This is a genomic window from Pyxidicoccus caerfyrddinensis, from assembly GCF_010894405.1.
Classification (GTDB): Bacteria; Myxococcota; Myxococcia; order Myxococcales; family Myxococcaceae; genus Myxococcus; species Myxococcus caerfyrddinensis.
Window position 1 is genome coordinate 81,238 of sequence record NZ_JAAIYA010000010.1, and the last position, 23,451, is coordinate 104,688.

24 protein-coding genes and 2 tRNA genes are annotated in these 23,451 nt (G+C 70.3%); 22 read left to right on the forward strand and 4 right to left on the reverse strand.

Annotated elements, in window-relative coordinates:
* Nucleotides 1-36: 36 nt before the first annotated feature.
* A complete protein-coding gene (locus tag G4D86_RS24580) occupies nt 37-618 on the reverse strand; it encodes a hypothetical protein (protein ID WP_163996453.1) in 582 nt (193 codons plus the stop codon).
* 186 nt (nt 619-804) lie between these two features.
* On the opposite strand from G4D86_RS24580, the gene G4D86_RS24585 reads away from it, so the two are divergent.
* The 17 genes from G4D86_RS24585 (at nt 805) to G4D86_RS24665 (ending at nt 16,575) form a co-directional block, all read left to right on the forward strand.
* Nucleotides 805-1,620 (forward strand): MlaE family ABC transporter permease, encoded by an 816-nt coding sequence (locus tag G4D86_RS24585; RefSeq protein WP_163996454.1) that lies wholly within the window; start codon nt 805-807, stop codon nt 1,618-1,620.
* Between the two features lie 56 nt (nt 1,621-1,676).
* Nucleotides 1,677-2,414 carry an ABC transporter ATP-binding protein gene (locus tag G4D86_RS24590; protein WP_163996693.1) on the forward strand — a complete coding sequence of 246 codons (738 nt, stop codon included), beginning with the start codon at nt 1,677-1,679 and terminating at the stop codon, nt 2,412-2,414.
* A 105-nt stretch (nt 2,415-2,519) separates the two neighbouring features.
* Nucleotides 2,520-4,049: an MlaD family protein gene (locus G4D86_RS24595; RefSeq protein ID WP_163996455.1), complete on the forward strand. Its 1,530-nt coding sequence runs from the start codon at nt 2,520-2,522 to the stop codon at nt 4,047-4,049.
* 143 nt (nt 4,050-4,192) lie between these two features.
* Nucleotides 4,193-5,119: a PfkB family carbohydrate kinase gene (locus tag G4D86_RS24600; RefSeq protein ID WP_163996456.1), complete on the forward strand. Its 927-nt coding sequence runs from the start codon at nt 4,193-4,195 to the stop codon at nt 5,117-5,119.
* Nucleotides 5,120-5,220: 101 nt separating this feature from the next.
* Entirely contained in the window at nt 5,221-5,574 is a 354-nt protein-coding gene (locus G4D86_RS24605; RefSeq protein ID WP_240360455.1) for a TIGR02266 family protein, read from the forward strand.
* Nucleotides 5,575-5,603: 29 nt separating this feature from the next.
* Complete coding sequence (locus G4D86_RS24610; RefSeq protein WP_163996458.1) at nt 5,604-6,335, forward strand: metallophosphoesterase family protein; 732 nt, start codon at nt 5,604-5,606, stop codon at nt 6,333-6,335.
* A 76-nt stretch (nt 6,336-6,411) separates the two neighbouring features.
* Entirely contained in the window at nt 6,412-7,107 is a 696-nt protein-coding gene (locus G4D86_RS24615; protein WP_240360456.1) for a hypothetical protein, read from the forward strand.
* A 77-nt stretch (nt 7,108-7,184) separates the two neighbouring features.
* On the forward strand, nt 7,185-8,027 hold the full coding sequence (gene asd / locus G4D86_RS24620) for an archaetidylserine decarboxylase (protein ID WP_163996460.1): 843 nt from the start codon (nt 7,185-7,187) through the stop codon (nt 8,025-8,027).
* Nucleotides 8,028-8,053: 26 nt separating this feature from the next.
* A complete protein-coding gene (hisS, locus tag G4D86_RS24625; protein WP_275899146.1) occupies nt 8,054-9,316 on the forward strand; it encodes a histidine--tRNA ligase in 1,263 nt (420 codons plus the stop codon).
* A gap of 183 nt (nt 9,317-9,499) precedes the next feature.
* The gene (locus tag G4D86_RS24630) at nt 9,500-9,907 is read left to right on the forward strand and encodes a S24 family peptidase (RefSeq protein ID WP_275899142.1); all 408 of its coding nucleotides are present in this window, start codon (nt 9,500-9,502) and stop codon (nt 9,905-9,907) included.
* Nucleotides 9,904-10,200, forward strand: a complete 297-nt coding sequence (locus G4D86_RS24635) for a PqqD family protein (RefSeq protein WP_163996463.1) — start codon at nt 9,904-9,906, stop codon at nt 10,198-10,200. Before G4D86_RS24630 ends, G4D86_RS24635 begins: the two co-directional genes overlap by 4 nt.
* A complete protein-coding gene (locus G4D86_RS24640) occupies nt 10,200-10,730 on the forward strand; it encodes a hypothetical protein (RefSeq protein ID WP_205519720.1) in 531 nt (176 codons plus the stop codon). The genes G4D86_RS24635 and G4D86_RS24640 overlap by 1 nt, the downstream gene beginning before the upstream one ends.
* A 16-nt stretch (nt 10,731-10,746) precedes the next feature.
* The gene (locus G4D86_RS24645) at nt 10,747-13,827 is read left to right on the forward strand and encodes an outer membrane protein assembly factor BamB family protein (protein WP_163996465.1); all 3,081 of its coding nucleotides are present in this window, start codon (nt 10,747-10,749) and stop codon (nt 13,825-13,827) included.
* Between the two features lie 17 nt (nt 13,828-13,844).
* Complete coding sequence (locus G4D86_RS24650; protein ID WP_163996395.1) at nt 13,845-14,003, forward strand: hypothetical protein; 159 nt, start codon at nt 13,845-13,847, stop codon at nt 14,001-14,003.
* A complete protein-coding gene (locus G4D86_RS24655; RefSeq protein ID WP_240360457.1) occupies nt 13,991-14,893 on the forward strand; it encodes a hypothetical protein in 903 nt (300 codons plus the stop codon). Before G4D86_RS24650 ends, G4D86_RS24655 begins: the two co-directional genes overlap by 13 nt.
* Entirely contained in the window at nt 14,886-15,806 is a 921-nt protein-coding gene (miaA, locus tag G4D86_RS24660) for a tRNA (adenosine(37)-N6)-dimethylallyltransferase MiaA (RefSeq protein ID WP_163996466.1), read from the forward strand. The genes G4D86_RS24655 and miaA overlap by 8 nt, the downstream gene beginning before the upstream one ends.
* A gap of 178 nt (nt 15,807-15,984) precedes the next feature.
* Nucleotides 15,985-16,575 (forward strand): HdeD family acid-resistance protein, encoded by a 591-nt coding sequence (locus tag G4D86_RS24665; protein ID WP_163996467.1) that lies wholly within the window; start codon nt 15,985-15,987, stop codon nt 16,573-16,575.
* Here the strand turns inward: G4D86_RS24665 and G4D86_RS24670 are convergent, their stop codons facing one another.
* The 3 genes from G4D86_RS24670 to G4D86_RS24680 form a co-directional block, all read right to left on the reverse strand.
* Entirely contained in the window at nt 16,576-18,309 is a 1,734-nt protein-coding gene (locus tag G4D86_RS24670; RefSeq protein WP_163996468.1) for a response regulator, read from the reverse strand.
* 51 nt (nt 18,310-18,360) lie between these two features.
* Nucleotides 18,361-19,317 carry a diguanylate cyclase gene (locus G4D86_RS24675; RefSeq protein ID WP_163996469.1) on the reverse strand — a complete coding sequence of 319 codons (957 nt, stop codon included), beginning with the start codon at nt 19,315-19,317 and terminating at the stop codon, nt 18,361-18,363.
* 399 nt (nt 19,318-19,716) lie between these two features.
* Entirely contained in the window at nt 19,717-20,460 is a 744-nt protein-coding gene (locus G4D86_RS24680; RefSeq protein WP_163996470.1) for a tetratricopeptide repeat protein, read from the reverse strand.
* Between the two features lie 96 nt (nt 20,461-20,556).
* Between G4D86_RS24680 and G4D86_RS24685 the strand changes: the two genes are divergently transcribed.
* The 5 genes from G4D86_RS24685 (at nt 20,557) to G4D86_RS24705 (ending at nt 23,375) form a co-directional block, all read left to right on the forward strand.
* Nucleotides 20,557-20,642, forward strand: a tRNA-Leu gene (locus G4D86_RS24685).
* Between the two features lie 96 nt (nt 20,643-20,738).
* Complete coding sequence (locus G4D86_RS24690) at nt 20,739-21,401, forward strand: response regulator (RefSeq protein ID WP_163996471.1); 663 nt, start codon at nt 20,739-20,741, stop codon at nt 21,399-21,401.
* Between the two features lie 107 nt (nt 21,402-21,508).
* Complete coding sequence (locus G4D86_RS24695) at nt 21,509-22,789, forward strand: RsmB/NOP family class I SAM-dependent RNA methyltransferase (protein ID WP_163996695.1); 1,281 nt, start codon at nt 21,509-21,511, stop codon at nt 22,787-22,789.
* A 55-nt stretch (nt 22,790-22,844) separates the two neighbouring features.
* Nucleotides 22,845-23,246 (forward strand): aminoacyltransferase, encoded by a 402-nt coding sequence (locus G4D86_RS24700; protein ID WP_163996472.1) that lies wholly within the window; start codon nt 22,845-22,847, stop codon nt 23,244-23,246.
* Between the two features lie 56 nt (nt 23,247-23,302).
* Nucleotides 23,303-23,375: transfer RNA gene (locus G4D86_RS24705), tRNA-Ala, on the forward strand.
* The last annotated feature ends 76 nt before the right edge of the window (nt 23,376-23,451 follow it).

Consider the following 23,451-nt stretch of genomic DNA (forward strand, 5'->3'; position numbering starts at 1 on the left):
CGTGGCATCGACTTCACCCCCTCCTTCCCGACACGGTCAACCCTCGGTGGAGACCGGAGGCTCACCCTCGGCCACGGGCTCGGCCGGGAGCTCGCTTCCCTGGGCAGGCTGGGGCTTGTCCGCCGGGCCGGTGGACCGGGCGTTGGGCGGGCTGAAGGCGGGCTTTTCGGCGGGGGCGCCGCCGCGACCGTGCACCAGCGTCTTGGTGTCGGTGCGGAAGGTGATGTCCACCTTGTCGCCGCGCACCGCCGTCACGAAGCCCGTGCCGAACGTCGGATGCTGGATGACCTGGTCCACCTGGTAGGTGTCCTTCGGGCTGTACTTCGGCGCGTTGGCCACGTCCTTGCCGGACAGCTGCTCCTCGAAGGAGATGATGACCTTCTCCGCCTTGGCGGCCGCCGCCGTCGCGGCCCGGGCCGCGCGCGCGGTGCCGCTGCTGGACGCGGACGGCCGGTCCGTGACGCCCGGAGCGGCGCGGTACACGTGGTCCCCGCCGCAGGTGTTGCAGCGCACCCGCGCAATCTTTGGCCCCACCATCGCCAGGATGGTGTGCGCGAGGGTGAGCTTGCAGCGGGTGCACTGAGCGTCCACCTCGCCGCCGACCTTTTGAGTTGCCATGTTCGTCTGTTTCTCGACCCGGACTGGAGACGCCGGGCGTGTGATTGAAGATTAAGGGGCGCGGAACATAACGGCTTCACTCCGACGGGAGGAAGTGTCTTCGACGCCCGCCTCCTCTCCTGCCCCGGAGTCATCACTTCGCTTGCACCCAACGCCCGGTCAGTCAAGAGTAGGTTCCACACCGCAATGACCACGCAGACCCCCAGCAGCCCGAACCGCGAGCCCGGATTCCTCCATCAGTCCGTGGCCAGCTTCGGCAAGGGCCTCATCGACGTCGTCAGCACCCTCGGGGGCGTGGCGACCCTGGGGTTGGACGTGTTCCGTTGGGCCGTCCGGCCTCCCTTCCGGCTGACCAACCTCTTCGCCCAATTGGACTTCGTGGGTGTGGGCTCCATCTTCATCGTGGGCCTGACGGGCACCTTCACCGGAATGGTGTTCGCCCTCCAGACGTCCACCGCCTTCGCGCTCTTCGACGCGGAGAGCCTCGTGGGCCCCACGGTGGCGCTGACGCTCACCCGCGAGCTGGCCGCCGTGTTCTCCGCGCTGATGGTGACGATGCGCGCCGGCTCCGCCATGTGCACCGAGCTGGGCACCATGCGCGTCACCGAGCAGGTGGACGCGCTGGAGACCATGGCCGTCAACCCGGTGCAGTACCTGCTCGTCCCCCGGGTGCTGGCCGGACTCTTCATGGTGCCCGCGCTCACCATGCTCTTCAACACCACGGGTATGGCGGGATCCTACCTCGTGGCGGTGGGCGCCCTGGGCATCTCCCCCGGCACCTTCCTGTCACGCACCCAGCAGTGGCTGGCGCCCGCGGACATCTACGAGGGCCTGGTGAAGGGGGCCGTGTTCGGCCTCGCCGTGGCGCTCATCTGCTGCTTCAAGGGCTACAACGCGTCCGGCGGCGCGAAGGGCGTGGGCCAAGCCACGACCGAGGCCATGGTGGCCAGCGCGCTGTCCATCTTCATCCTCGACTTCATCCTCGGCCTCATGTGGCACTGATGGCGGCGCAAGAGTCCACCCGCGCGGGCTCCGGCCCCGCCGCGTCCACGACGCCGATGATCGAGATCGTGGACCTGCACAAGACCTTCGGCGAGACGAAGGTCCTCACCGGCATCAACCTCAAGGTGCCCGCCGGCAGTACGTGCGTCATCCTCGGTGGCTCCGGCTCCGGCAAGACGGTGCTGATGAAGCACATGATCGGCCTGCTCAAGCCGGACAGCGGCAAGGTCATCATCGACGGGGAGGACATCGTCCCCATGAGCGTGCGGGGCCTGCAGCAGGTCCGCAACAAGTTCGGCATGGTGTTCCAGGCCGCGGCCCTCTTCGACTCGATGACGGTTTTCGAGAACGTCGCCTTCCCCCTGCGCGAGCACACGAAGGACTCCGAGGACGTCATCCACCAGAAGGTGCGCGCGCGGCTGGATTTGATGGGCCTGAAGCCCGCGGTGGAGGACAAGTTCCCCGCGGACCTGTCCGGCGGCATGCGCAAGCGCGTGGGCCTGGCCCGCGCCACCATCCTGGGGCCGAAGATCGTCCTCTATGACGAGCCCACCACCGGGCTGGATCCCATCACCACCGACTACGTGGACGACATGATCCTGGCCGCGCAGAAGGGGCTGGGCGTCACCAGCGTGGTCATCAGCCATGACATCGCCTCCGCCTTCAACGTGGCGGACCAGATCGCCTTCCTCTCCAAGGGCGTCATCGTGGAGAACGGACCTCCGGACCAGGTCCGCGAGTCCCAGCATCCCGCGGTGAAGGTCTTCCTCCAGACCTGGTTCGGAAAGAACTGAGCCGGGGTTCAGGTGGGAGGGCGGGGTGCCCCTGCGGAAAAGGTGGCACTCCGAATGCAAAACGTTAGAGTCGCGCCCGGCCGGTAGCCCTCGGAGTCACATCAGGTGAAGAAGCTCGTCACGCCCTTCCGTGTTGGCCTCCTGGTCATCGCCGCGGGTGCCTTTCTCGTCACCTTCGTCCTGTTCGCCCGCAAGGGAGGCTTGAGCGATAGCGAGTCCCTCGTCGTCTGGGCCTACTTCCGCGACGCCTCGGGCCTCGCGGTGCGCGGCCGGGTGCAGATCGCCGGCATCCCCGTCGGAGAAATCGACGCGATCACGCTGGAGGGCACGCGCGCCAAGGTGTTCCTGCGGATCCGCAAGGACGTGGACCTGCGCGAGGACGCCGTCGTCACCAAGCGCTCGGAGTCGCTGCTCGGTGACTACCTCCTGGACCTCAATCCCGGCACGGAGAACGCGCCGCCCATGGAGGACAACGGGCAGATCCGCCGCGTCATCGACACCGCCGGCATGGAGGCCGTGTTCGAGTCGCTGTCGCAGATCACCGCCGACATCCAGCAGGTGACGGGCTCGCTGCGCGAGGTGCTCGGCGGGGAGAAGGGCCAGGGCTCGCTCCAGCGAATCGTTGAGAACCTGGTGCGCCTGTCGGACTCGGTGGACGCCACGGTGCGCCGCAACGCGGACCGGCTGGACATCATCGTCGGCAACGTGGAGGGCATCTCCGAGGACGTGCGCAGCATCACCCAGAGCAACTCCGCGGACGTGACACGCATCGTCGACAACATCGAGATGATCACCCGCGACGTGCGCGAGGTGCTCGCGAGCGTGAAGAACATCGTCGGCACCGGCGAGGGCGACGTGAAGGAGACCGTCGCCAGCCTGAAGGAGACGCTCAACAAGCTGGACGGCACGCTGGGCAATCTCGAGGAGATCACCCGCAAGGTGAAGGACGGGGAGGGCGCCGCGGGCGTGCTGCTGGCCGACGAGAGCGTGGGCCGCGAGGTGCGCGAGACGGTGCAGGACGTGGCCCGCTTCGCCGCCAAGCTCACCGACCTCCAGACGGAGGTGGGCATCCAGTCCACCTACCTGGCCGCCCAGGGCCGCTCGAAGAACCTGCTGTCCCTGCGGCTCATCCCCAAGCCGGACAAGTACTACCTGCTGGAGCTGGTGGACGACCCGCGCGGCACCGTGTCCACGCAGGTGGTGCAGACCAACCCGCCCTCCGAGGGCGACCCCGTCATCCAGACGCAGAAGGTGACGAAGGAGAGCCTGAAGATCAGCGCCCAGTTCGCCAAGCGCTGGTACTTCACCACCCTGCGCGTGGGCCTCATCGAGTCCACCGGCGGCGTGGGCGGTGACCTGCACTTCTTCGAGGACGCGCTGACGCTGAAGCTGGACGCCTTCAACTTCGCGGCGGACGAGCTGCGCTACCCCCGGCTGCGCGCCACCCTGCGGGCCCAGGCCTTCGACCACCTCTTCGTGGTGGCGGGCATGGACGACATCCTCAACGCCCAGCAGAGAGACCTGACGACGCAGCGGCTGATCGCCGGCCGGGACTTCTTCGTCGGTGGTGGCCTCTTCTTCACCGACGACGACCTGAAGGCCATCCTCACCGCCACGGGCGTGCCCACGCCTTGAGCCTCGCGCCGCTGGCCCTCTGAGCCCGCGCCCTCCGTCCGTTCGACTCTTGACGGAAGGCGGGAAAACACGTACCCGGCTACGGCACGGGGTTCCCGGGGAGCGCCGTGCCCTTTCACGGCATTCACCCCCCAGGAAGCTCCATGTCTCTGCTTGTCGTTGGCTCCGTCGCTCTGGACTCCGTGGAAACCCCCTTCGGGCACAAGGAGGACATCCTCGGCGGCTCGGCCACCTACTTCTCCACGTCGGCCTCGTTCTTCACCCCAGCACGCGTGGTGGCGGTGGTGGGGGAGGACTTCCCCGAGGCGCACCTCAACTTCCTGCGCGGCCGGGGCATCGACCTGGAGGGGCTCACCCGCGAGTCCGGCCGCACGTTCCGCTGGAAGGGCCGCTACGGCTACGAGCTGAACGAGGCGCAGACGCTGGACACCCAGCTCAACGTCTTCCAGGCCTTCTCCCCGAAGCTGCCGGAGGCGTACCGGGACACGCCGTACGTCTTCCTCGGCAACATCCACCCGGAGCTGCAGGCGCAGGTGCTGGACCAGGTGCGCGCCCCGAAGCTGGTGGCCGCGGACACGATGAACTTCTGGATCAACGGCAGTCGCGCGGCGCTGCTCAAGACGCTCAAGCGCGTCAACCTGCTCTTCGTCAACGACGCCGAGGCCCGGCAGCTGGCGGGGGAGCACAACGTGGTGAAGGCGGCCCGGGCCATTCTCGGCATGGGCCCCCAGCGCGTGGTCATCAAGCGCGGCGAGTACGGCGCGCTCCTCTTCGACCACGGGCACATCTTCGCCTGCCCGGCCTTCCCCCTGGCCGAGGTGTTCGACCCCACCGGCGCGGGTGACACCTTCGCGGGCGGCTTCATGGGCGCGCTCGCCACCTCGACGGGCAGCCTGGACGCGGGGGTGCTCCGCCGCGCCATGGTGATGGGCAGCGTCATGGCCTCCTTCACCGTGGAGAAGTTCAGCCTGGAGCGGCTGCGCGAAGTCACCCGGCCGGAGATCCACGCCCGCTTCGCCGAGTTCCGGCAGCTCACCCACTTCGACGACCTGGGACCGCTGGAGCGCTGATCCGCAAGCCTCGGGGTGGGGGCTGCTCCCACCCACGAACTTGACGGTGGATTCATGCCGTCCGTAGGCTGTGGTTCTGGGTGCCGGAAGAAGGACGCGGGTTGAGCGATAATCGAAAGCACACGCGGATCCCCACCCAGCTGCGGTGCTGGTGCGAGGGCGATAACGTCACGCTCTACGCGCGCATCACCAACCTGAGCGAGGGAGGCCTCTTCCTCCGGACGAGCACCCCCCTGGCTCGCGGCGCCCGAGCCGTTGTCCGCCTGACGCCTGGGGGAGATCCGGCGATCCACGCCCAGGCCACGGTGGTATGGCTGCGTGAGGAAGAAGAGCGGGCCTTCCCGCCCGGCATGGGGTTGCGCTTCGAGTCGCTCGACGGCGAAACCCTGGGACGGCTCCGGCAGATGATCTCTCAGCAGAAGCAGAACCAGGTGAAGGTCGGCTGGGCCGGCTGAGCCTGACCCGGTCCCCCACCGAGGCCCCCATGCGTATCGCGGTCATCTCCGACATCCACTCCAACATCGAGGCGCTCACCGAGGTGCTCCGCGCCGCCGAGCACCAGAAGGTGGACCGCTTCGTCTCGCTGGGGGACATCGTCGGGTATGGGGCCTCGCCCAACCCGTGCTGTGACCTGGTGCGCTCGGTGGCGGAGGTGACGCTGCTGGGCAACCACGACGCGGCGGTGGCGGGGCGGATGGACTACTCGTACTACTACGACGCCGCCCGGCACGCGCTCGACTGGTCCGCCAACGTCCTCACCGACGAGAACATGGCGTGGCTGCGCAGCCTCCCGTACACGTACCGCATCGGCGACGTGGGCTTCTGCCATGGCTCGCCCATCGACCCGAAGGCGTACGAGTACATCTTCGCGCTGGAGCAGGCCCGGGAGCTGACGCCCTACGTGGCGGAGCTGCCCGAGGTGACGTTCATCGGCCACAGCCACCTGTGCCGCGCCTTCGCCATCGGCAATGGCGAGGTGAACGACGTGGTGGCCCAGAAGTTCGGCATCCGGAAGGGCTACAAGTACATCATCTCCGTGGGCAGCGTGGGCCAGCCGCGCGACTACGACAACCGGGCCTGCTTCGTCATCTGCGACACCGACGCGCGCACGGTGGAGTACGTCCGAGTGGAGTACGACATCGAGACGTCCGCCCAGAAGATCTTCGACGCGGACCTGGCGCTCAACTTCGGCAAGCGCCTGTTCCTCGGGGTGTGACGCGGCGGTACACAAAAGTCGGCACAGGCGCGGGGAAATGACATAAACCCGTTCCGTGCATACCCCCGTCCTTCGAGTGTCCCTCCGGCCCCTCGTGGGCATTGCCTCCGCCGTCCTGCTCGTGCTGGCGCCCCTGGCCTGCAAGCGCGACTCGGGCCCCTCTGCTGACTACGAGGAGGCTGCCCGCCGCTTCCGCACGCTGTACGCGCAGAAGCTGGATGCGGCCTACCTGGACCCGCAGCTTGGCGAGATCGAGGCGCAGCTGCAGCGCGTGCCGGAGGACAGCCTGGACGCCCAGGGCGCGCGCGAGCTGCTCCAGCGCATCCAGGACGGCCGCAACCGCATGCAGGCGGAGGCGAACGCCACGGACAAGGCCATCGCCACCGCGCGCGAGGTGCCCGCCGGGACGTCCATGCCCACGCTCACCCCTCCGGAGCCTCCGGCCGCGGCCGAGCCCCCGGACGCCGGGCCGCCGGACGCCGGGCTGAGTGGTCCCCAGGCAGGCACCCCCGCGTCCGAGCTGGTGTCGGGCTTCCGGGGCTGCTTCCGGCGCGGGACGCCGCTCGAGGTGGAGGGGCGGGGGATGCGGGAGACGTGGGAGCTGGCCGACCGCACGTCTTGCCGCCTGGAGTTCCCCGGGCATGTGGACTCGCTGCTGCTCGTCGAACAGGGACGGGTGCTGACGCTGTTACCCAGGAGCGCCGTCCGAACCGTGACAGTCACCGCCGATGGCGGCACGGTGCCGCAGCCCGCGGCGGACGCCGGACGTTAAGACACAGTCCTTTTTCGCCGCACGGGGCCGTCAGGCGCGGCGGGCCCCTTTCGACTCCTTTTGGGAGCGTTGAGCCGATGAACGAACAGACCTTCATGAAGCTGATGCAGTTGTTGCCCAAGTCGGCGCTCTCCACCGCGGTGGGCATGGCCACGCGCCTGCCCGCTCCGGCGCCGGTCCACCGCATGGCGATGCGCGCCTTCGCCAAGGCCTACAACGTGGACATGGAGGAGGCCGAGCATGAGCTCGAGCGCTACCCCACCTTCGCCGAGTTCTTCACCCGCGGCCTGAAGCCGGGCCTGCGCCCCATCGACCCGGGAGAGAAGGTGGTGGTGTCCCCGGTGGACGGGCGCGTGTCCCAGGTGGGCTACTCGGACCAGGGCCGGTGCCTGCAGGCCAAGGGCATCGAGTACACGGTGGACGAGCTGCTGGGTGACGCGCAGGCCGCGAAGCCCTTCCACGGCGGCGCCTGGACGACCATCTACCTGTCCCCGCGCGACTACCACCGCATCCACGCCCCGCTGGGCGGCACCATTACCGGCTACGCGTACATCCCCGGTGAGTTCTGGCCGGTGAATCCCGCGTCGGTGAAGAACAAGCAGTCCCTGTTCTGCGTCAACGAGCGGCTCGTCACGTACCTGGACACGGTGGCGGGCAAGTGCGCCGTGGTGAAGGTGGGCGCCACCTGCGTGTCGCGCATCAAGGCGTCGTACGACGAGGTGCTCACGCACTCGGGCAAGCCGGGCAAGGTGCACACGTACGAGTCGGGCTTCAAGGTGGAGAAGGGCGGCGAATTGGGCCGCTTCGAGATGGGCTCCACCGTCATCCTCCTGTTCGAGCCCAAGCGCGTCATCTGGGACGACAGCCTCAAGGAGGAAGCGGTGGTGCGGCTGGGCAAGCGCATTGGAGTGATTACGTGAGCCAGAAGATCTCCGGCGTGAAGGGCATGAACGATCTCCTCCCCGGGGAGATCGAGATCTGGCAGCACGTGGAGGGCACGGCGCGCGAGCTGTTCGGCCGGTTCGGCTACGGGGAGATCCGCACGCCCATGGTGGAGGACACCGCGCTCTTCGTGCGCAGCGTGGGCGAGGAGACGGACATCGTCGGCAAGGAGATGTACACGTTCCTCGACAAGGGCGAGCGCAGCCTGTCGCTCCGTCCCGAGGGCACCGCGCCCGCGGCGCGCGCGTACATCGAGCACTCCATCAGCAACCAGGAGCCCGTCACCCGCTGGTTCTACATGGGGCCCATGTTCCGCTACGAGCGGATGAAGACGGGCCGCTACCGCCAGTTCTACCAAATCGGCGCGGAGGCCTACGGCGCGAAGGAGGCCGCCCAGGACGCCGAGATGATGGACATGGTGGTCCAGTTCCTGACCGCGCTGGACTTGAAGGACGTGTCCCTCAACCTCAACTCCCTGGGGGACGAGGCGTGCCGGCCCGCGTACCACACGAAGCTGGTGGAGTACCTGAAGGCGCACCGCGAGGAGCTGTGCGGTGACTGCCAGCGGCGCATGGAGACCAACCCGCTGCGGGTGCTCGACTGCAAGAACGAGAAGTGCCAGGCCGTCGCCGCGGCGGGGCCCAACGTGCTCGAGTTCCTGTGCGAGCCGTGCCGCGCGCACTTCGACGACTTGCAGCGCAAGCTGACCGCGCTGGGCATCAAGTACGTCGTCAATCCGCGCATGGTGCGCGGCCTGGACTACTACACGCGCACCGTCTTCGAGTTCATCGCCTCGCACCCCGCGCTGGGCACCGCCAGCACCGTGGGCGGCGGCGGCCGGTACGACAAGATGATGAAGGGCCTGGGCGGGCCGGACGTGCCCGCCGTGGGCTTCGCCATGGGGTTGGACCGGTTGGTGCTGCTGCTCAAGGAGAGCGGCCGCAAGTACACCGCCGCGCCGGACCTGTTCGTGGCCGTGGCGGACAAGGAGTCGCAGGACGTGGCCTTCATGCTGGCCAGCCGCCTGCGCCGCGAGGGGCTGCGCGTGGACTTCGACACGCGCGGCGGCAGCCTCAAGAGCCAGATGAAGCGCTCGGACAACAGCGGCGCCCGCTTCACCCTCGTGCTGGGTGAGGCCGAGCGCACCAGCGGTCAGGCGAAGCTGAAGCCCATGGCCGGTGGCGACTCCATCCCCGTGTCCCTGGACAGCGTGGCGGAGACCGTCCGCCGCGCCCGGCAGGCCGCCGACCCGGCGGGTTCCGCCTGAGACTCCAGGCATTTCCGGTGCCGCCCGCCCCCTCTCGGGTGGGTGGGCGGCATCCGGAAGGCTGGAGACTCCTGTAAGAGCCGCGAAGAGCGAGCAGGCGTGTAACCCCCGGGAAAGTCAGGGAGAGTGGCGCCGGGTGTACTCGCCGTGACAGTGCCGGTGCGATAGACTGCGCTTCCTTCCATGCAGCCAGAAGCTTCCCATTCCACCGTGCCACCGGCCCTGAGCTGGATCCCCGTGCGAGGGGACAGCATGTGGCCGTCGTTGCGTTCGGGGGACCTGGCGGGTGTGGAGCCGCTGGCTCGCGAGCCGCGTCCCGGTGAAGTGGTGCTGGCGCGGTTCGATCATGCGCTGGTGCTGCACCGGGTGAAGCGGTGTGACGCGGGAGTGCTCGCGCTGCGCGGGGACAACTCGCCCGCGGAGGATCCGCCGCTGCCGCCGTCGCGCGTGCTCGGGCTGGTGCGGCGGGTGCAGCGCAGCGGCGTGGTGCTGGAAGAGGGTTGGGACTCGGGCCCGTCGCGACTGGGCCGTTGGCGGGTAGCGGTGAAGTGGCGCCTGGCGGCGTTGCTGGGGCGGGGAGGGCGCTCATGAGCGCGGGCTTCGGTGTGGACCGCGTTCCCCGGCCGCGCGAGGGCGTTTCCGGGCAGCGGTTCGGCTCGGACTACATCGTGCTGGACGCGGAGGGGCACACGCTGCGCGGGCTGAACCCGACGGCGATTCGCGTCTGGGAGCTCTGCGACGGGAAGCGCACCGCGCGCGCCGTGGCGGAGCAGGTGGCCGGAGAATTCAAGGCGGACGCGCGGCAGGTCCTCACGGACACGCTGCGCTTCCTGACGGAACTGGCCCGGTTGGGCCTCATTGACGAGCTTCAGGAGGTACGGTGATGCGAGCGCGCACGGCGTTCCTCGCGGCGGCGTTGTGCCTGTCCGCGTGCACGGAGGGGGTGTCCCCCCTCGCCCTGGTGGGCCGGGGAGACACGGATGAGCAGCCCACGGAGCCACTCCCGGCCACGGACGTCCTCGCGGACGGTCCGGAGAGCGCGCGGCAGCCGCCGCAGCAGGAGATCGAGCCCGCGCCCGCGGTCATTCCGGTGACGGGCAGCGCGGCCGTCGTGGGCCTGGAGGAGGGTGCTCGGGGCCTGTCGTCCGTGCCGCAGGTGGACGTGGACCTGACGGTGAGCGGCGTGCGCGGGCGCGGCACGGTGGAGGTGGAGTTCATGTCGCCGGCCGGTCACCCCTACGAGCGGCGCTCGTCGGTGGTGGAGGCGCAGCCGGACGTGTCTCGCACGGTGCGCTTCTCGCTGCCGGTGGCTGGTACCACCGTGGCCACCACGGGCATGAGCGGGACGTGGCAGGTGCGCTTCTTCCTCGACGGCGAGCCGCTGACCACGGCCGCCTTCACCCTGGAGCCGTGACGTGAGGCCCTCCGCCATGAAGCCCTTCAACGCCCGCCTCGCGGTGCTCCTCGCCTTCCTCGTGCCGACCGTCGCGGCGGCGCAGGCCCGGTCCTGGAGCATCACCCCTGTGGCCAGCCCGAACGACACCGTGGCGCGCGTCGTGATGGATGAGGTCTCCGAGCTGACGGTCGACGCCCGCAACACGTCGAACAACAACTCGCGCCGGATGACGAGCATCTCGTTCGTCCTGCCCACCGGCTACCAGCTCCTGGACACCGCGCCTCCCACCGGGTGGCAGGTGAACTACTTCGACGTCGGGACGCGGCAGATCACCTTCTCCGCCACGGCCTCGTGCTCCACCGGCACCACCGGTCTGGGGCAGGGCGAGCAGGCGCGCTTCACCCTCCGCGTGATTCCTCCGGCGGCCGCCGCGGATGTGGCGACGGATCGGTTCGTGGCGGGGACGGCCGCGACGGACCAGTGCCAGGGCGCAACCTTCAGCATCACCCTGAACGCCCAGCCCCCCTGGACGCGCTCGGCGCTGTCGTCGCAGGTCTCCGTCTGGCCGCCCGCGTTGGGCGTCAACACGGAGCTCGCGGCCCGCATCGTCGTCGAGAACCGTGCCACGGCGGCGGTCAACAACGTCACCGCCACGGGCCCGTCGACGGGCACCGGCTCGGTCAACTTCACCGTGGTGGGCACGGAGCCCACGCCCTTCACGTTGAACGTGCCGGTGCGGAACGCGGGCGTGCTGGTGGCCCGGGCGCAGGTGACCTCTACCGGCACCGCAGTGGCGCAGGTCCGCGCCACCAATAACAACAATGCCACCTCGCAGGTGGCGGACACGCCGATGGTGAACGTGGGCCCGATGGCCGCGTCCGTCGACGTGGACACGGTGGACGCCTTTTCCAATGACACAGTGCAGGTGCGGATGACGGTGACGAACACGTCCGCCACCGACTCGCTCGTGGATGTGCGGCCGCGCGGACTGGTGACGCAGGGCTCGGCCACCTTCACCGCGCTGTCCGGGCCCACTCCGGCCAGCGTGAGCCGGCTCGCGCCCGGGACGTCCGCGCAGTTCGTCTGGAGCTACCGCGTCTCCGGTGCCGACCGGGTGAACTACCTCTTCCGGGCCCAGGCGGATGCGACGCGCAACGGCGTTGCCCTGGCGGGTGACCCCGTCGACTCGCCGCGCGGCCGTATCGGCCTGCAGCGCGTGCGCGTCAGCCCGGAGGCGGTGGCGGGCAATGCCACCAACCAGACCTTCACGTACACGGTGGAGAACCGCGGCACGCTGCCCATCGCCCAGGTCCAGCTGCTGCGGCCGGCGGCCAACTATTTCACCTTCGGCAGCACGCCCAACCCGGTGGCCGACTGGATCGTGACCCGCAACGCCACCACCGGCATCATCACCTGGGATGCCCAGGGCGAGGGCATTCCCGTCAACGGCTCGGCCACGTTCTCCGTGACGTATACCGGCTTCGGCTCCGGCGCGGCGATCACCGCGCCCACGGCCTTCCGGCACCGGATGCAACTCGTGGACGACTTCAACGCGCAGCGCATCCGCGTCGAGGCCCCCGTCACGCTGCTGACCGGCACCGCGCCGGAGGTGGAGCGCTTCACGGCGGTCGCTCGCGATGGCAGCGTGACGCTGACCTGGGACAACCCCTCGCTGCACAGCGGCACCCTGGTGCTGCGCGCGACGGGCGCCGCGCCGAACACCGCGCCCGTGCAGGGCCGGAGCTACGCGGTGGGGGCCACATTGGGCAACGCCACCGTCGTCTACACGGACGACTTCAGCACGGCCTCCACCTTCACGGACACCACCGTGTCCAACGGCACCACGTACTACTACCGCGTGTACAACGCGGATGACGTGCGCTGGTACTCGGCGGGCAACCGGCCCACTTCGGCGGCGCTGGTGGCCACCCCGCGGGCGCGGCTGACCAACGCGCCGCTGTGGTGCTACTCGGTGGGCCTGGATGCGCGGCAGCAGCCCATCACCGAGCTGGGTGTGGGCATCTTCAGCTCGTTCAACAACTCCGTGGTGGCGAGCACCACGCAGGTGAGCAACCCGTCCCAGGACGGCGCCGAGCGCTGGAGGCCGCTGCCCCTGTCGGGCCTCATCGGCAGCCGCTTCCCCGTGGTTCCGCTGCGCGGGCTGTCCGGCCAGTACATCCTGGTGGGAGACCAGGCCGGCGTCGCCTACGCCATCAACGCCACCACCGGCCAGGTGCTGTGGCGCTGGGACAACGGCGGCACGCCCATTGGCACCATCCAGTCGTTCCCCGTCACGCAGCTGCATGACTTCGCCAACGCGGCGTATCAGGCGGCGCACCCCGGCAGGGACCTGGTGTTCTTCGCGACGCGGCTGGCGAACCCGGCGCAGAACCGCGTGGTGGCGCTGAATGCCGCCACGGGCGCTGTGGTGTGGACGTACCAGCCCGGGGACCTGGGCATGGTCAGCGGCGGCATGGTGGTGGACTACACGACCAACCGGCTCTTCATCGGCATGAAGACCCACGCGGGCTCCACGGACACGCTGCGCGTCCTCAACACGCTGGCCACCGGTCCCACCGCGCAGGAAGTCGCGCGGCTGCCCGTGGGTGACATCGACCTGAGCCTGGTACGCAACGCGGTGAGCAACCTCATCTTCGCGACCGACAGCGATGGCACCGTCCACGCCGTGAGCGCGAGCACACTGCAGCCGACGTGGAACCTGACCATCGCCTCGCGCCCGGCTCCGAGCACGCCCGCCTTCACCAGCTTCGTGCGCCCGCAGGGCGCGGGCTTCGTGGCCAGCCTCGCGGCGGGCCAGGTGGCGTTCTACGACACGACGAACGTCACCGTCGCTCCGACGCTGCGGTGGAGCACGCCCATCGCGTCTCCGTCCGGCACGTTCTCCTTCAACCGCAACGCGGTGGCCCGTGTGTACGTGGGCAGCTCGGACGGGAAGGTGCACCAGCTCGAGCTGACCAATGGCGCGGACTCGCAGCAGGTCTCGGTTGGAGGGGCGCAGCGCATCGGCACTCCGACGGTCGACACCACGGTGAGCCGCCTGCACGTGGGCTCCGAAGATGGCCGCATCTGCGCTTTCCCGGTACCCTTCCCGTGAGAAAAGAGCCTTCCTTCATGACGGCCCGGAACCCTGACATGAACGCCTCGCAGGCCCCTGCCACCGAGGCGCGCCCGAAGTACGAGGCGCCCGCCATCCTCTGGGAGCAGCCCTTCGTGGCGCTGGCGCAGATCTCCCAGTGCAACATCCCGGGCGAGTCGGAGTGCACGCCCTGAGCGCCTCGGGAACCGGCCTGTCCGGTCCCGATGGCTCCATCAGTCCCGACGACCCTCCACAGGCCACCGGCGTGCACCTGCGCATCGCCGGGTGGACGGTGGCGGTGGAGGTGGCCGACACGGGCCTTCGCGGCTCGCTGCGGCGGCTGTTCTCCCGGTTCCTCGTCCCCGCCGCGGAAGGCGGCGCGGTGGCGCGGCTGGAGGTGGTCTCGCCCGAGGTGGCGAGGCCCGCGCCCGCAACCCGGGAGCTTCCCCGGGTTCAGCGTGCTCCGGAGGGCTCGCTGCATCTGGAGGGCGAGGACTACTCCGCGACGCTCGCCGCGGATGGCCTGCGCGCCACGGTGGTGGGGCAGGGGCGGTTCCCCGTGGAGACGGTGCTGAAGGTGATGCTCGCGGGGGCGCTTGCCCGGCGCGGGGGCCTGCTGGTGCATGGCGTGGCCGTGGCGCACCAGGGGCGGGCCGCGCTGTTCGTGGGGCACTCGGGGGCGGGGAAGAGCACCCTGGGGGCTTTGTGGACGGAGGCGGGTGGGGAATTGCTGTCCGATGAGCTGGTGGCCGTGTGGCCGGAGCGGGAGACGGGGCTTCCTGCATGGCGGGTCGCGGGGACGCCGTGGAACGTGGGTGTTCCGGGTGAGGCCATGTTGAGCGCGGTGGGCACGTTGGCGTGGGACACGGGCTCTCGGTGGGAGTCACAGCCAGCGGGCGAAGTGGGGCGTTTGCTGCTGCTCAATGCGCTATTGCCCGAGGCCACGGCCACCGGTCGTGGTGGGCTGCTGGCGGCGGCGGGACGTCTGTTGTCGGAGGTGGCACCGGTGCGGCTCGTGTTCGCACGGGATGCGTCCGCTGCGGCGGTGGTCCGTGGCGCGCTGGAGGCGGTGGGACATGGGTGAGGGCGTGGAGGGCAGGCCGCTGCTGACGGTGATTGCCGGGCCGACCGCGTCGGGGAAGACGGCGCTCGCCATCGAGCTGGCGCGCCGGGCGGGCGGAGAGATTGTCAGTGCCGACTCGCAGCAGGTGTACCGGCACTTCGACATCGGTACGGCGAAGCCCTCGTCCGAGGAGCTGGCCTCGGTGCCGCACCACCTGCTGTCCGTGGTGGACCCGTTGGAGTCCTTCTCCGCCGCCGAGTACCAGCGGCGCGCGGATGCGGTCATCTCCGAGATTGTCGGGCGGGGACGGCCCGTGTTCGTCGTGGGCGGCACGGGGCTGTACCTGCGCGTGCTGCTGCACGGCGTGGTGGACGCGCCCGGTGCGCTGCCCGCATTGCGTGCGGAGCTGGAGGCACTCGCCGCCGCCGAGGGACGCGAGGCAGTGCATCGCCGGCTGACGGTGGTGGACCCGGAGACGGCGGCGAAGCTGCCCCCGCAGGACCTGGTCCGTGTCGTCCGAGCGCTGGAGATCCACGCGCAGACAGGCGTGCCCGCGTCGGAGTTCCGCAGGGCGCATGCGTTCTCCGCGGACCGCTATCCCTTCCGGCTCTACGTGCTGGACCCGCCGCGCGAGTCTCTCTACGAGCGCATCAATGCTCGCACGGAGGCGATGTTCTCCGGAGGGCTCGTGGAGGAGACGCGCGGGCTGATGGCCCGGGGTTACGCCGACGCGGCCCCCATGCGCAGCGTGGGCTATGTGCAGGCGCGCGCGGTGGTGGAAGAGCGGATGACCGTGGCGGAGGCCATCCACGACACGGCGCAGGAGACGCGCCGCTACGCCAAGCGCCAGCTGACGTGGTTCCGCAAGGAGCCCGGCGCGGTGTTCGTGCCGCCGCCGTACGAGCCCCTGCTCGAACGCTCTCGCGAGAGCTGACGCCTCCCGGGGTGGGGCAGGGGAGGGACGGAGCGGGAAGCCCGCGCATTGTCCCCGCTGTCCCGCGCTCCCATGTTCGCGGGTGGACGAGCCCCGGGCCCGGACGCCGACGTGCGGACACTGGACGGACGCACGGCCTCCCGGCCGCCAGGGTGCTCACAACGCGGGAGCGGACGTCATGGCCATCACCATCCAGCACAAGCAGGAGACGGCTCCAGACGACAGGCCGAAGGTCAACTCGACCCTCTGGGGCGGCCCCTTCATCCTCGGGCTCCTGCTGACGGCCCTCGGCATCGTCGCGCTGGGCACCGCCTTCCTCACCAGCCTGGTCACCGCCATCTTCTTCGGCGCGATGCTGGCCATCGAGGGTGTCGCGGAAATCGTCTCCGCGTTCCGCGTCCGCAAGTCCGGTGGGCCGTTCGTGCTCTACCTGCTGGGCGGCGTCCTCTCCATCGTGGTGGGACTGTTCGTCCTCGTGTACCCCGGCGCGGGGCTGGCCGCGCTGACGCTCCTGCTCGCCGGCTACTTCTTCGCCAGCGGCCTCTTCCACGCCATCACCTCGCTCGTGGACCGCTATCCCCGCTGGGGCTGGGACTTCTTCTACGGCGCCGTCTCCGTCTTCCTCGGCATCGCGGTCATGTCCCAGTGGCCCATCTCCGCCGTCTGGCTGGTGGGCACCATGGTGGGCATCGGCATCCTCGTCCGAGGCATCGCCCTCATGGCCGGCTCACTGACTCTCCGCCGCACCCTGCGCCAGGTCACCGCGTAGTCAGGACGCGTACCGGTCCGAACCCAGCGCCTCCTCGCTCACCGTGGGCCGGGCATCCGGTTCCACCGTGTCGGGCGCCGGCACGTGGCCGGTGAGCAGGCGCAGCAGCCGCTCGGGGTCCACGGGCTTGGGCAGGAAGGCCTCGGCCCCCGCGTCCAGCGCCCGCTGGCGCACGTGCGGCCGGTTGAGCCCGCTCATCACCACCACCCGCGTGTTGCGCGTGAGCGGGTGCTGCTTCAGCCCCTCCGCGAGTCGCAGGCCGTCCACCCAGTGCAGCACCACGTCCAGCAGAATCGCCGTGGGCGGCCGCCGCGCCACCGCGCAGAACAGCGCCAATTCATCCGCGAACGACACCACCTTCGCGCCCGTGCTTTCCAGCAGCGCCGTCAGCGCCTCGCGCGCGTCCGGGTCGTCGTCCACCACGTAGTAGAGGTCCGGCTCCAGCTCGGGCACCGCCGTGGGCACCGGCTCCATCGTCGTGCGCATCCACGAGCCCACCACCTCGCGCAGGCCCGCCCAGCGCGCCGCACCCAGCAGCGCAGTGGGCGTGGGCGCGCTCATCCCCAGCACGCCGCCGCCGTACACGCCGCCCATGCCGCGCCGGCCCTTCGCCGTGATGAAGGCCGCCGGCGCCCGCCGTCCCGCGCGGCGCAACCAGGTGATGGAGCGCGCGCCCGCCGCCGCGTCCTCCATCAGCTCGCCCAGCCCCTCGCGCACGTACCGGCGCTCCAGCGCGGCCGCCTCCAGCCCGCCGTCCAGCAGCGCCACCGCCGCGCGGCTGCACGAGGCCAGCGTCTCCGACAGGCCCACCTGCAGCGGGTGGCCGAAGGCCGCGGGGCCGACCACGATCTGGCCCGGCGCCACCAGGGTCCGGCCCGGCCCGTAGGGCAGCCGCGTCGTCTCCAGCGCCGCCAGCTCGAAGCCTTCCTCCACCAGCCCGTCCCGCGCCGCCATCATCAGCACCTGGCACAGGTCCGCCGGCGTCACCGCGGGGCCGAAGGCCAGCGCGTACACCGAGCTCGCCCCGGGCAGCAGGAACAGCGCATCCACCGTGGGCAGCGGCGCAATCCACAGCCGCGCCAGCGGCGCCAGCTCCAGCCGGGGCGACGCGTGCCGCAGCCGCGCCTGCACCGCCGCCACCGTGGGCGCCGGGCGGAAGCCCTTGAAGAACGCATCCCCCATCAGCGGCCCCGCGCCCGTGGCCAGTGCCACCGCGTGGAAGCGGTCTCCGCTGCCCTGCGCGCGCACCACCAGCGGCCCCGCACCCCGCACCGATGCGGGCGCGTCCGGCGCCGGAGCCTGCCGCTCCACCTTCTCCACGTGGCGCGAGACAAAGCGCGCGCCCTGGGCGCTCGCCGCCGTGGCCAGCACGTCCCGCACCTGCTCCAGCCCGCCCTGTCCCTGCGGCCAGCCGTCCACCACCCACAGTCCACCCGAGGCCGCGGGGAGCAGCTCACGGCGGCCCTCGGCGATGATCTCCACGCCGCGCAACTCATGCGCGCGCCACTCGGTGGGAATGCGGCAGCCCAGGGCCGCAAGGCGCGAGCGGCACTCCGGGGTGAGCACCGCCGGGGGCGCCGTGCGCTCCGCCGTCCCGCCTGCGTAGACCCGCACGTCCAGCGTCAGCCCGCGTGCCCGCCCGTTGAAGAGGAGCGAAGCCGCCAGCCCCGCGCCGGCAATGCCGCCTCCGACGATTGCCACCCTCGAACCGCTCGCCAGCCTGTTGCCCTGCATAGCCTCGCCCCTCGCTGCCCCGCCGTTGCCTGCCTCGCCCGAGCTGCTCTTTCAGTGCCGCTGCACCGGCGGGGAGATCACCGGCCGGCCGAACACCACCACCCGATCCCGCCCCTCACGCTTCGCCTCATAGAGGGCCGCGTCCGCCGCCTTCATCAGCGCGTCCGGATCCTCCTTCGGCCCTTCCAACGTATGGTCGGCGATGCCCACGCTCACGCTGAGCCCGAAGGGGGCAGGGCGGCCGTCGCTCTTCTGCACGCCCACGGTGCGCAGCCCGGCGCGGATGCGCTCGGCGAACACGGCCGCCTCCAGCGCCGTCTGATGGGGAAGCAACGCTACGAACTCGTCCCCGCCGAAGCGGGCCGCGAAATCGGACTCGCGCAGGTTGCCCTTGAGCTGCGACGCCAGCGCGGCGATGGCGCGGTTGCCTACGTCGTGCCCCATGCCGTCGTTGATGGCCTTCAGGTGGTCCAGGTCGATGACCACCACGCTCAGCGGGTACTGGTAGCGGTGCGCCCGGCGGAGCTCCTCCTCCAGCCGCACCGTCAGCGCGCGGAAGTTGGCCAGCCCGGTGAGCGCGTCCGTCTGCGCGAGGATTTGAAGCCGCCGCTGCTGCTCGCTCTGGCGCAGCGCCCGGTCGATTCGCGCCAGCAATTCGCGCGCGCTCGCTGGCTTGTGGATGAAGTCCACCGCACCCATTTCCAGACACCGCTCGAGCGTCGCCTCGTCCGCATCGCCGGTGAGGAAGATGACCGGCACGGCCTCCGTGCGCGGGTCGCGCTGGAGCGCCTCCAGCACCATCAGCCCGTCGCCGCTGGGAAGGAAGCGGTCCAGCAGGACGAGGTCCGGCCGGTGCTCGCGCGCCAGCTCCAGGCCCGCGTCCGCGTCCGGCGCCGCGAGCACGTCGAAGCGGGAGGCGAGCAGGTCCATGAGGCTCTCACGAACTCCGGCGTCGTCCTCGATGATGAGGAGGAGGGACCGCCCCGAGGTACGGCCACGCCGTTCCATGCACCACTCCGCTTCGCTCGCCTGCTGCGAAATGGCAGGCCGAAAGTCTCGGGTGCCACGCCCGTCCGAGTGCTCCCGACGCCCCAGCGCCCCACGCGCATCCGCCGCCACCCAGTCCTGCAAGCACCCGCCGACTCCCGCAACCTTCACCCGAGACCTCCGGCTGCCAAGCCCGTATGCCGCCGCGCCGCGGGCCCGCTTCCCGCCCTGCGCGCGCACGGCCCTGGAGCAAGCAGCATGCCCCGCGCCGGCACTGGCCCTTCGCCGTGATTTCAGGTGGTTGCGTGCCCTCTCCGTCGCCCCGTTTTAACGGGTCGGAAGACGTTCCAGCATCGTCTTGAAGGGCCCGGTAGGAATTGCCGTACGCGGGCGGACGCTAGCCCGCCCCGCGCAGGGCGATCAGCGTCGCGTATTGAACTGCATCCGACGGCCGCCACCCATGGGGGGCATCATCGGAGGGGCCTCGAGCCCGAACTGCCACCACATGGGCTCGTAGGGCTTCATCTTCAGGCGCTTGTCGTTCTGCAGCTGCGCGAGGCTCCCCTTGAGCTTCTCGTCCTTGGGGTTCTCCTCCACTCCGCGCGCGAGCACGCGGAGCGCGTCGTCCTTCTCCTTGTTCTGCAGGAGGCACCAGGCGTACACGGCCCAGACGATGGACTCCTTCTTGCCGCTCTTCACGGCGGCCTCGAAGGCGGCCTTCATCGCCGGGAAGTCCTTGCGCTGGTAGTACAGGGCGCCCTGCATGGCCTTGGCCATGTAGTTGCGCGAGCTGGCCTTTTCGAAGTGCGCCTTCGCCCCGTCCAGGTCCTTCACCATGTACTTCAGCATGCCGATCTGGGCGTGGATCTCCGGGCCGACGAGGAACTGCCACTTGTCGTAGACGAGCCCCTGCTCGAGCGTCTTCACCGCCCGGTCCACCCGCCCCTGTGCATCCTTCTGGCTGGTGGGCTGCGACTGGAGGTCCTGTTGGACCACCGTCATCAGGGCCTGGATTCGGCCGGCCACCCGGCGGGCGAGCAGGACGAAGGTGCCGATGAGGGCGATGATCCCGGGAACGAGGCCGGCCCAGAGGGAGAAGCCCGCGAGCTTCACCAGGAGCGCGACGACAATCCCCACGGCGAGGGAAATGAGAAGGTTGTACATGCGGGGCCCCTCTTAGCGATGTGCGTTCGGCACCGCAATCTTCGGATGCACAAGGACGCAGGTCGCGGTATACGTCTGGTCGTTCCTGCAACAAGCGGCCCTCTGTCGAAATTGGTAGACGAGGCGGACTCAAAATCCGCTGCGGCTGACCCCGCGTCCCGGTTCGAGTCCGGGGAGGGCCACAATCCGAAAGGGCGGACCGGCGGGGGTGACCATGCTGGCCCCGCCCGGGTCCTGGATGGACCGGCAGCTGTCAGGCCCGACGGAGGCTCCCCGCAATGAAGGTGCTGTTGGTCGAGGACGACGCGAGCCTCCGGGAAGGCATGGGCGAGATCATCGCCGAGCTGGCCGAGGTGCGTGAGGTCGGGACCGAGACCGAGGCGCTGGAGGCCCTGCGCGCGGAGCGGTTCGACCTGGTCATCACCGACCTGCGCATCGCCGGCCATGAGCAGGGCGGCCGCACGGTGCTGGAGGCCGCCCGGCGCGGCCAGCAGGCGGTGGCCATCGTCAGCGCCGCCGCTCCCGACGAGGTCTCCCGGACGCTGCGCCCCCACCTGCCGGACGCGGTGCTGGTGAAGCCCTTCCAACTGGATGACATCGTCACCCTGGTGGAGCGCTTCCTCGCCCTGCGGCGCCAGGCGGAGCAGGTGGCCACGGCTGGGACTCCGGAAGGCGCCTGGACGGATGCCGGGCCCGGGGTCCGCACGACGTCAGCAGGCCCGGAGGCGGACGCGGCCTGGGTGCGCGTGGCGGCCGGCGGCGCCTTCACCTGGCGGCCGCGCACGAAGGGCGGCGAGGGCGTGCTGCTCGTGGAGGGAGACCTGGAGGTGGCTGGCGAGCGGCACACCGCGCCCCGGTACTTCTTCGTGGGATCCAGCCAGGCGCTCGAGGTCCACTCCCGCGAGGGGTGCCTCGCCATCACCCTGGCGCTGAAAGGCTAGAGGCGCTCCCCGTGGATTCCGTGTGGCCTTCGACACCGCTGGACGCGGCCCGCCTCGGGCGTCCGTCGCGCAGCGCCGCCACCGCGGCCATTCAGGCGCACATCAAGGTGCTCCGGGGCGAGCCGTTGAAGGCCGCGCTCGCGGAGGCCCTGCGCGAGGCGGACGGCCTCGGCGGGCAGGAGCGGCGCTTCACGGCCTTCGCCGTGCGCGAGCTGTCCCGGCATCAGCGGCTCTTGGACCTGGCGGCGCGCCTGCTCGGCCACAGCATGGGCAAGGTGGGGCTGACGGAGGACCAGGCGGTGGTGCGCTACGCCCTCTGGCGGCGCATCTTCTGCGGCGAGGGCTGGAAGCGCATCGGCCCCGAGGTGAAGCTGCCCGGCCCCGTGCGCCCCCGCACCATCAAGGACGACCTGCTGCAGGAGGTGGTGGAGTCCCCGCTGCCGGAAGCGCCCCTGCCGGACTCGCCGGCGGAGCGGCTGGCGGTGCGCTACTCGTTCCCCACCTGGTTCGTGGTGCGGCTGGCGGAGGTGTACCCGGAGGACGTGCTGGAGGGCCTGCTGTCCTCGCTGGACGAGGAGCCCGCGCTGCACTTCCGCGTGCGGCCTCCCGGCACGCGCGACGCGGTGCTGGCGGCGCTGGCGGAAGAGGGCGTCGCCGCGGAGCCCGTGGCGGCGGCCCTGGACGCGGTGCGCGTGGTGGACGCCAGCCACCGCATCTTCGAGACGAAGGTGATGAAGTCCGGGAAGCTCCAGGTCCAGGACGTGGGCAGCCAGCTCATCTCCGAGCTGTGCCGGCCCGTGGGCGGCACGCTGGCGGGGCTCACCGTGGCGGACGTGTGCGCGGGGGCGGGCGGAAAGACGCTGGCGCTGGCGGACTTCGTGGGCCCGACGGGCAGGGTGCTGGCGGGAGACCGCTCCCGGCGCCGGCTAGCCGAGGCGCGCGAGCGGGTGAGCCGGCTCTCGCTGCGCCAGGTCGCCTTCCCGCACCCGCTGCCGCTGTCCGACGCGGACGTGCTGCTCATCGACGCGCCGTGCAGCGGCACGGGCTCGCTGGCGCGTGAGCCGGACCAGAAGTGGAAGCTCACCGCGGCGGAGATCGCCAAGTACCAGACCACCCAGGCCGGGCTGCTGGAGGAAGTCGCCGCGCAGACGAAGCCCGGGGCGCTCATCGTCTACGCCACCTGCTCGGTGATGCCGGAGGAGGACGAGACGGTGGTGGAGGCCTTCCTGGCGAAGCACCCGGACTTCACGCTGGAGCCGGTGGGAGACGTGCTGGGAGCGGAACGGGCGGCGCTGGCGGCCCAGGGGCCGTACCTCAAGGCGCTGCCTCCGCGCGTGCCCGGAGGCGGCTTCTTCGCGGCGCGCCTTCGCAAGACGGCACGGGGTTGACAGCCCGCGAGCCCACACGCTACGCAACTGTCGGAATTCTCAAGGGGTGACCCACGTGGCGGCCGACCCGAAGCAGTCCGAGGTGGTGAAGCAGATCAACGAGGCGTTCCAGGCGGCCCAGGCCCGCCTGGCCCAGCTTCGCGAGGCGGTGGAGCGCAACACGGATCTGGCCCGCGCCAACGCCAAGTCCACCGTGCTGAAGGATCAGAAGGAGCGCGCGCTGAAGGAGCTGGGCGAGGTCGTCTGGCGCCAGGTGCAGAAGGGCAGGCTGGAGCTACCCGCCGGTTTCGCGTCCGTCCTCAAGGCCGTCGAGGCCGCCGAGCAGGCGGCCGAGGCTCACGCCCGCGAGCTCACCGACATCCTCCGGGAAGGAGAAGAAGTCGCTGAGCGGTTGAAGGGTGGAAAAAACGCCACGAAGCCACAAACAATTGTGGCCAACGGCGGAAAGAAGCGGTAGAAGGCACCCACTTTCGACGTCGGGCCGCTCCCCACAGCGGCCCAGCAGCAAAAGACGGGGCTATAGCTCAGCTGGGAGAGCGCTTGAATGGCATTCAAGAGGTCATCGGTTCGATCCCGATTAGCTCCACTCTGAAATGAAGAGGCCCGCCCGGGAAACCAGGCGGGCCTTTTTGTTTTCCGGCACAGGCCCGTGGGCCGCGGCG

Excerpts from the sequence above, each read along its gene's own strand:
- G4D86_RS24580 (WP_163996453.1), bottom strand. The coding sequence starts at position 618 with ATGGCAACTCAAAAGGTCGGCGGCGAGGTGGACGCTCAGTGCACCCGC.
- G4D86_RS24585 (WP_163996454.1), top strand. The coding sequence starts at position 805 with ATGACCACGCAGACCCCCAGCAGCCCGAACCGCGAGCCCGGATTCCTC.
- G4D86_RS24590 (WP_163996693.1), top strand. The coding sequence starts at position 1,677 with ATGATCGAGATCGTGGACCTGCACAAGACCTTCGGCGAGACGAAGGTC.
- G4D86_RS24600 (WP_163996456.1), top strand. The coding sequence starts at position 4,193 with ATGTCTCTGCTTGTCGTTGGCTCCGTCGCTCTGGACTCCGTGGAAACC.
- G4D86_RS24610 (WP_163996458.1), top strand. The coding sequence starts at position 5,604 with ATGCGTATCGCGGTCATCTCCGACATCCACTCCAACATCGAGGCGCTC.
- asd (WP_163996460.1), top strand. The coding sequence starts at position 7,185 with ATGAACGAACAGACCTTCATGAAGCTGATGCAGTTGTTGCCCAAGTCG.
- hisS (WP_275899146.1), top strand. The coding sequence starts at position 8,054 with ATGAACGATCTCCTCCCCGGGGAGATCGAGATCTGGCAGCACGTGGAG.
- G4D86_RS24630 (WP_275899142.1), top strand. The coding sequence starts at position 9,500 with ATGCAGCCAGAAGCTTCCCATTCCACCGTGCCACCGGCCCTGAGCTGG.
- G4D86_RS24635 (WP_163996463.1), top strand. The coding sequence starts at position 9,904 with ATGAGCGCGGGCTTCGGTGTGGACCGCGTTCCCCGGCCGCGCGAGGGC.
- G4D86_RS24640 (WP_205519720.1), top strand. The coding sequence starts at position 10,200 with ATGCGAGCGCGCACGGCGTTCCTCGCGGCGGCGTTGTGCCTGTCCGCG.
- G4D86_RS24645 (WP_163996465.1), top strand. The coding sequence starts at position 10,747 with ATGAAGCCCTTCAACGCCCGCCTCGCGGTGCTCCTCGCCTTCCTCGTG.
- G4D86_RS24650 (WP_163996395.1), top strand. The coding sequence starts at position 13,845 with ATGACGGCCCGGAACCCTGACATGAACGCCTCGCAGGCCCCTGCCACC.
- miaA (WP_163996466.1), top strand. The coding sequence starts at position 14,886 with ATGGGTGAGGGCGTGGAGGGCAGGCCGCTGCTGACGGTGATTGCCGGG.
- G4D86_RS24665 (WP_163996467.1), top strand. The coding sequence starts at position 15,985 with ATGGCCATCACCATCCAGCACAAGCAGGAGACGGCTCCAGACGACAGG.
- G4D86_RS24670 (WP_163996468.1), bottom strand. The coding sequence starts at position 18,309 with ATGCAGGGCAACAGGCTGGCGAGCGGTTCGAGGGTGGCAATCGTCGGA.
- G4D86_RS24675 (WP_163996469.1), bottom strand. The coding sequence starts at position 19,317 with ATGGAACGGCGTGGCCGTACCTCGGGGCGGTCCCTCCTCCTCATCATC.
- G4D86_RS24680 (WP_163996470.1), bottom strand. The coding sequence starts at position 20,460 with ATGTACAACCTTCTCATTTCCCTCGCCGTGGGGATTGTCGTCGCGCTC.
- G4D86_RS24690 (WP_163996471.1), top strand. The coding sequence starts at position 20,739 with ATGAAGGTGCTGTTGGTCGAGGACGACGCGAGCCTCCGGGAAGGCATG.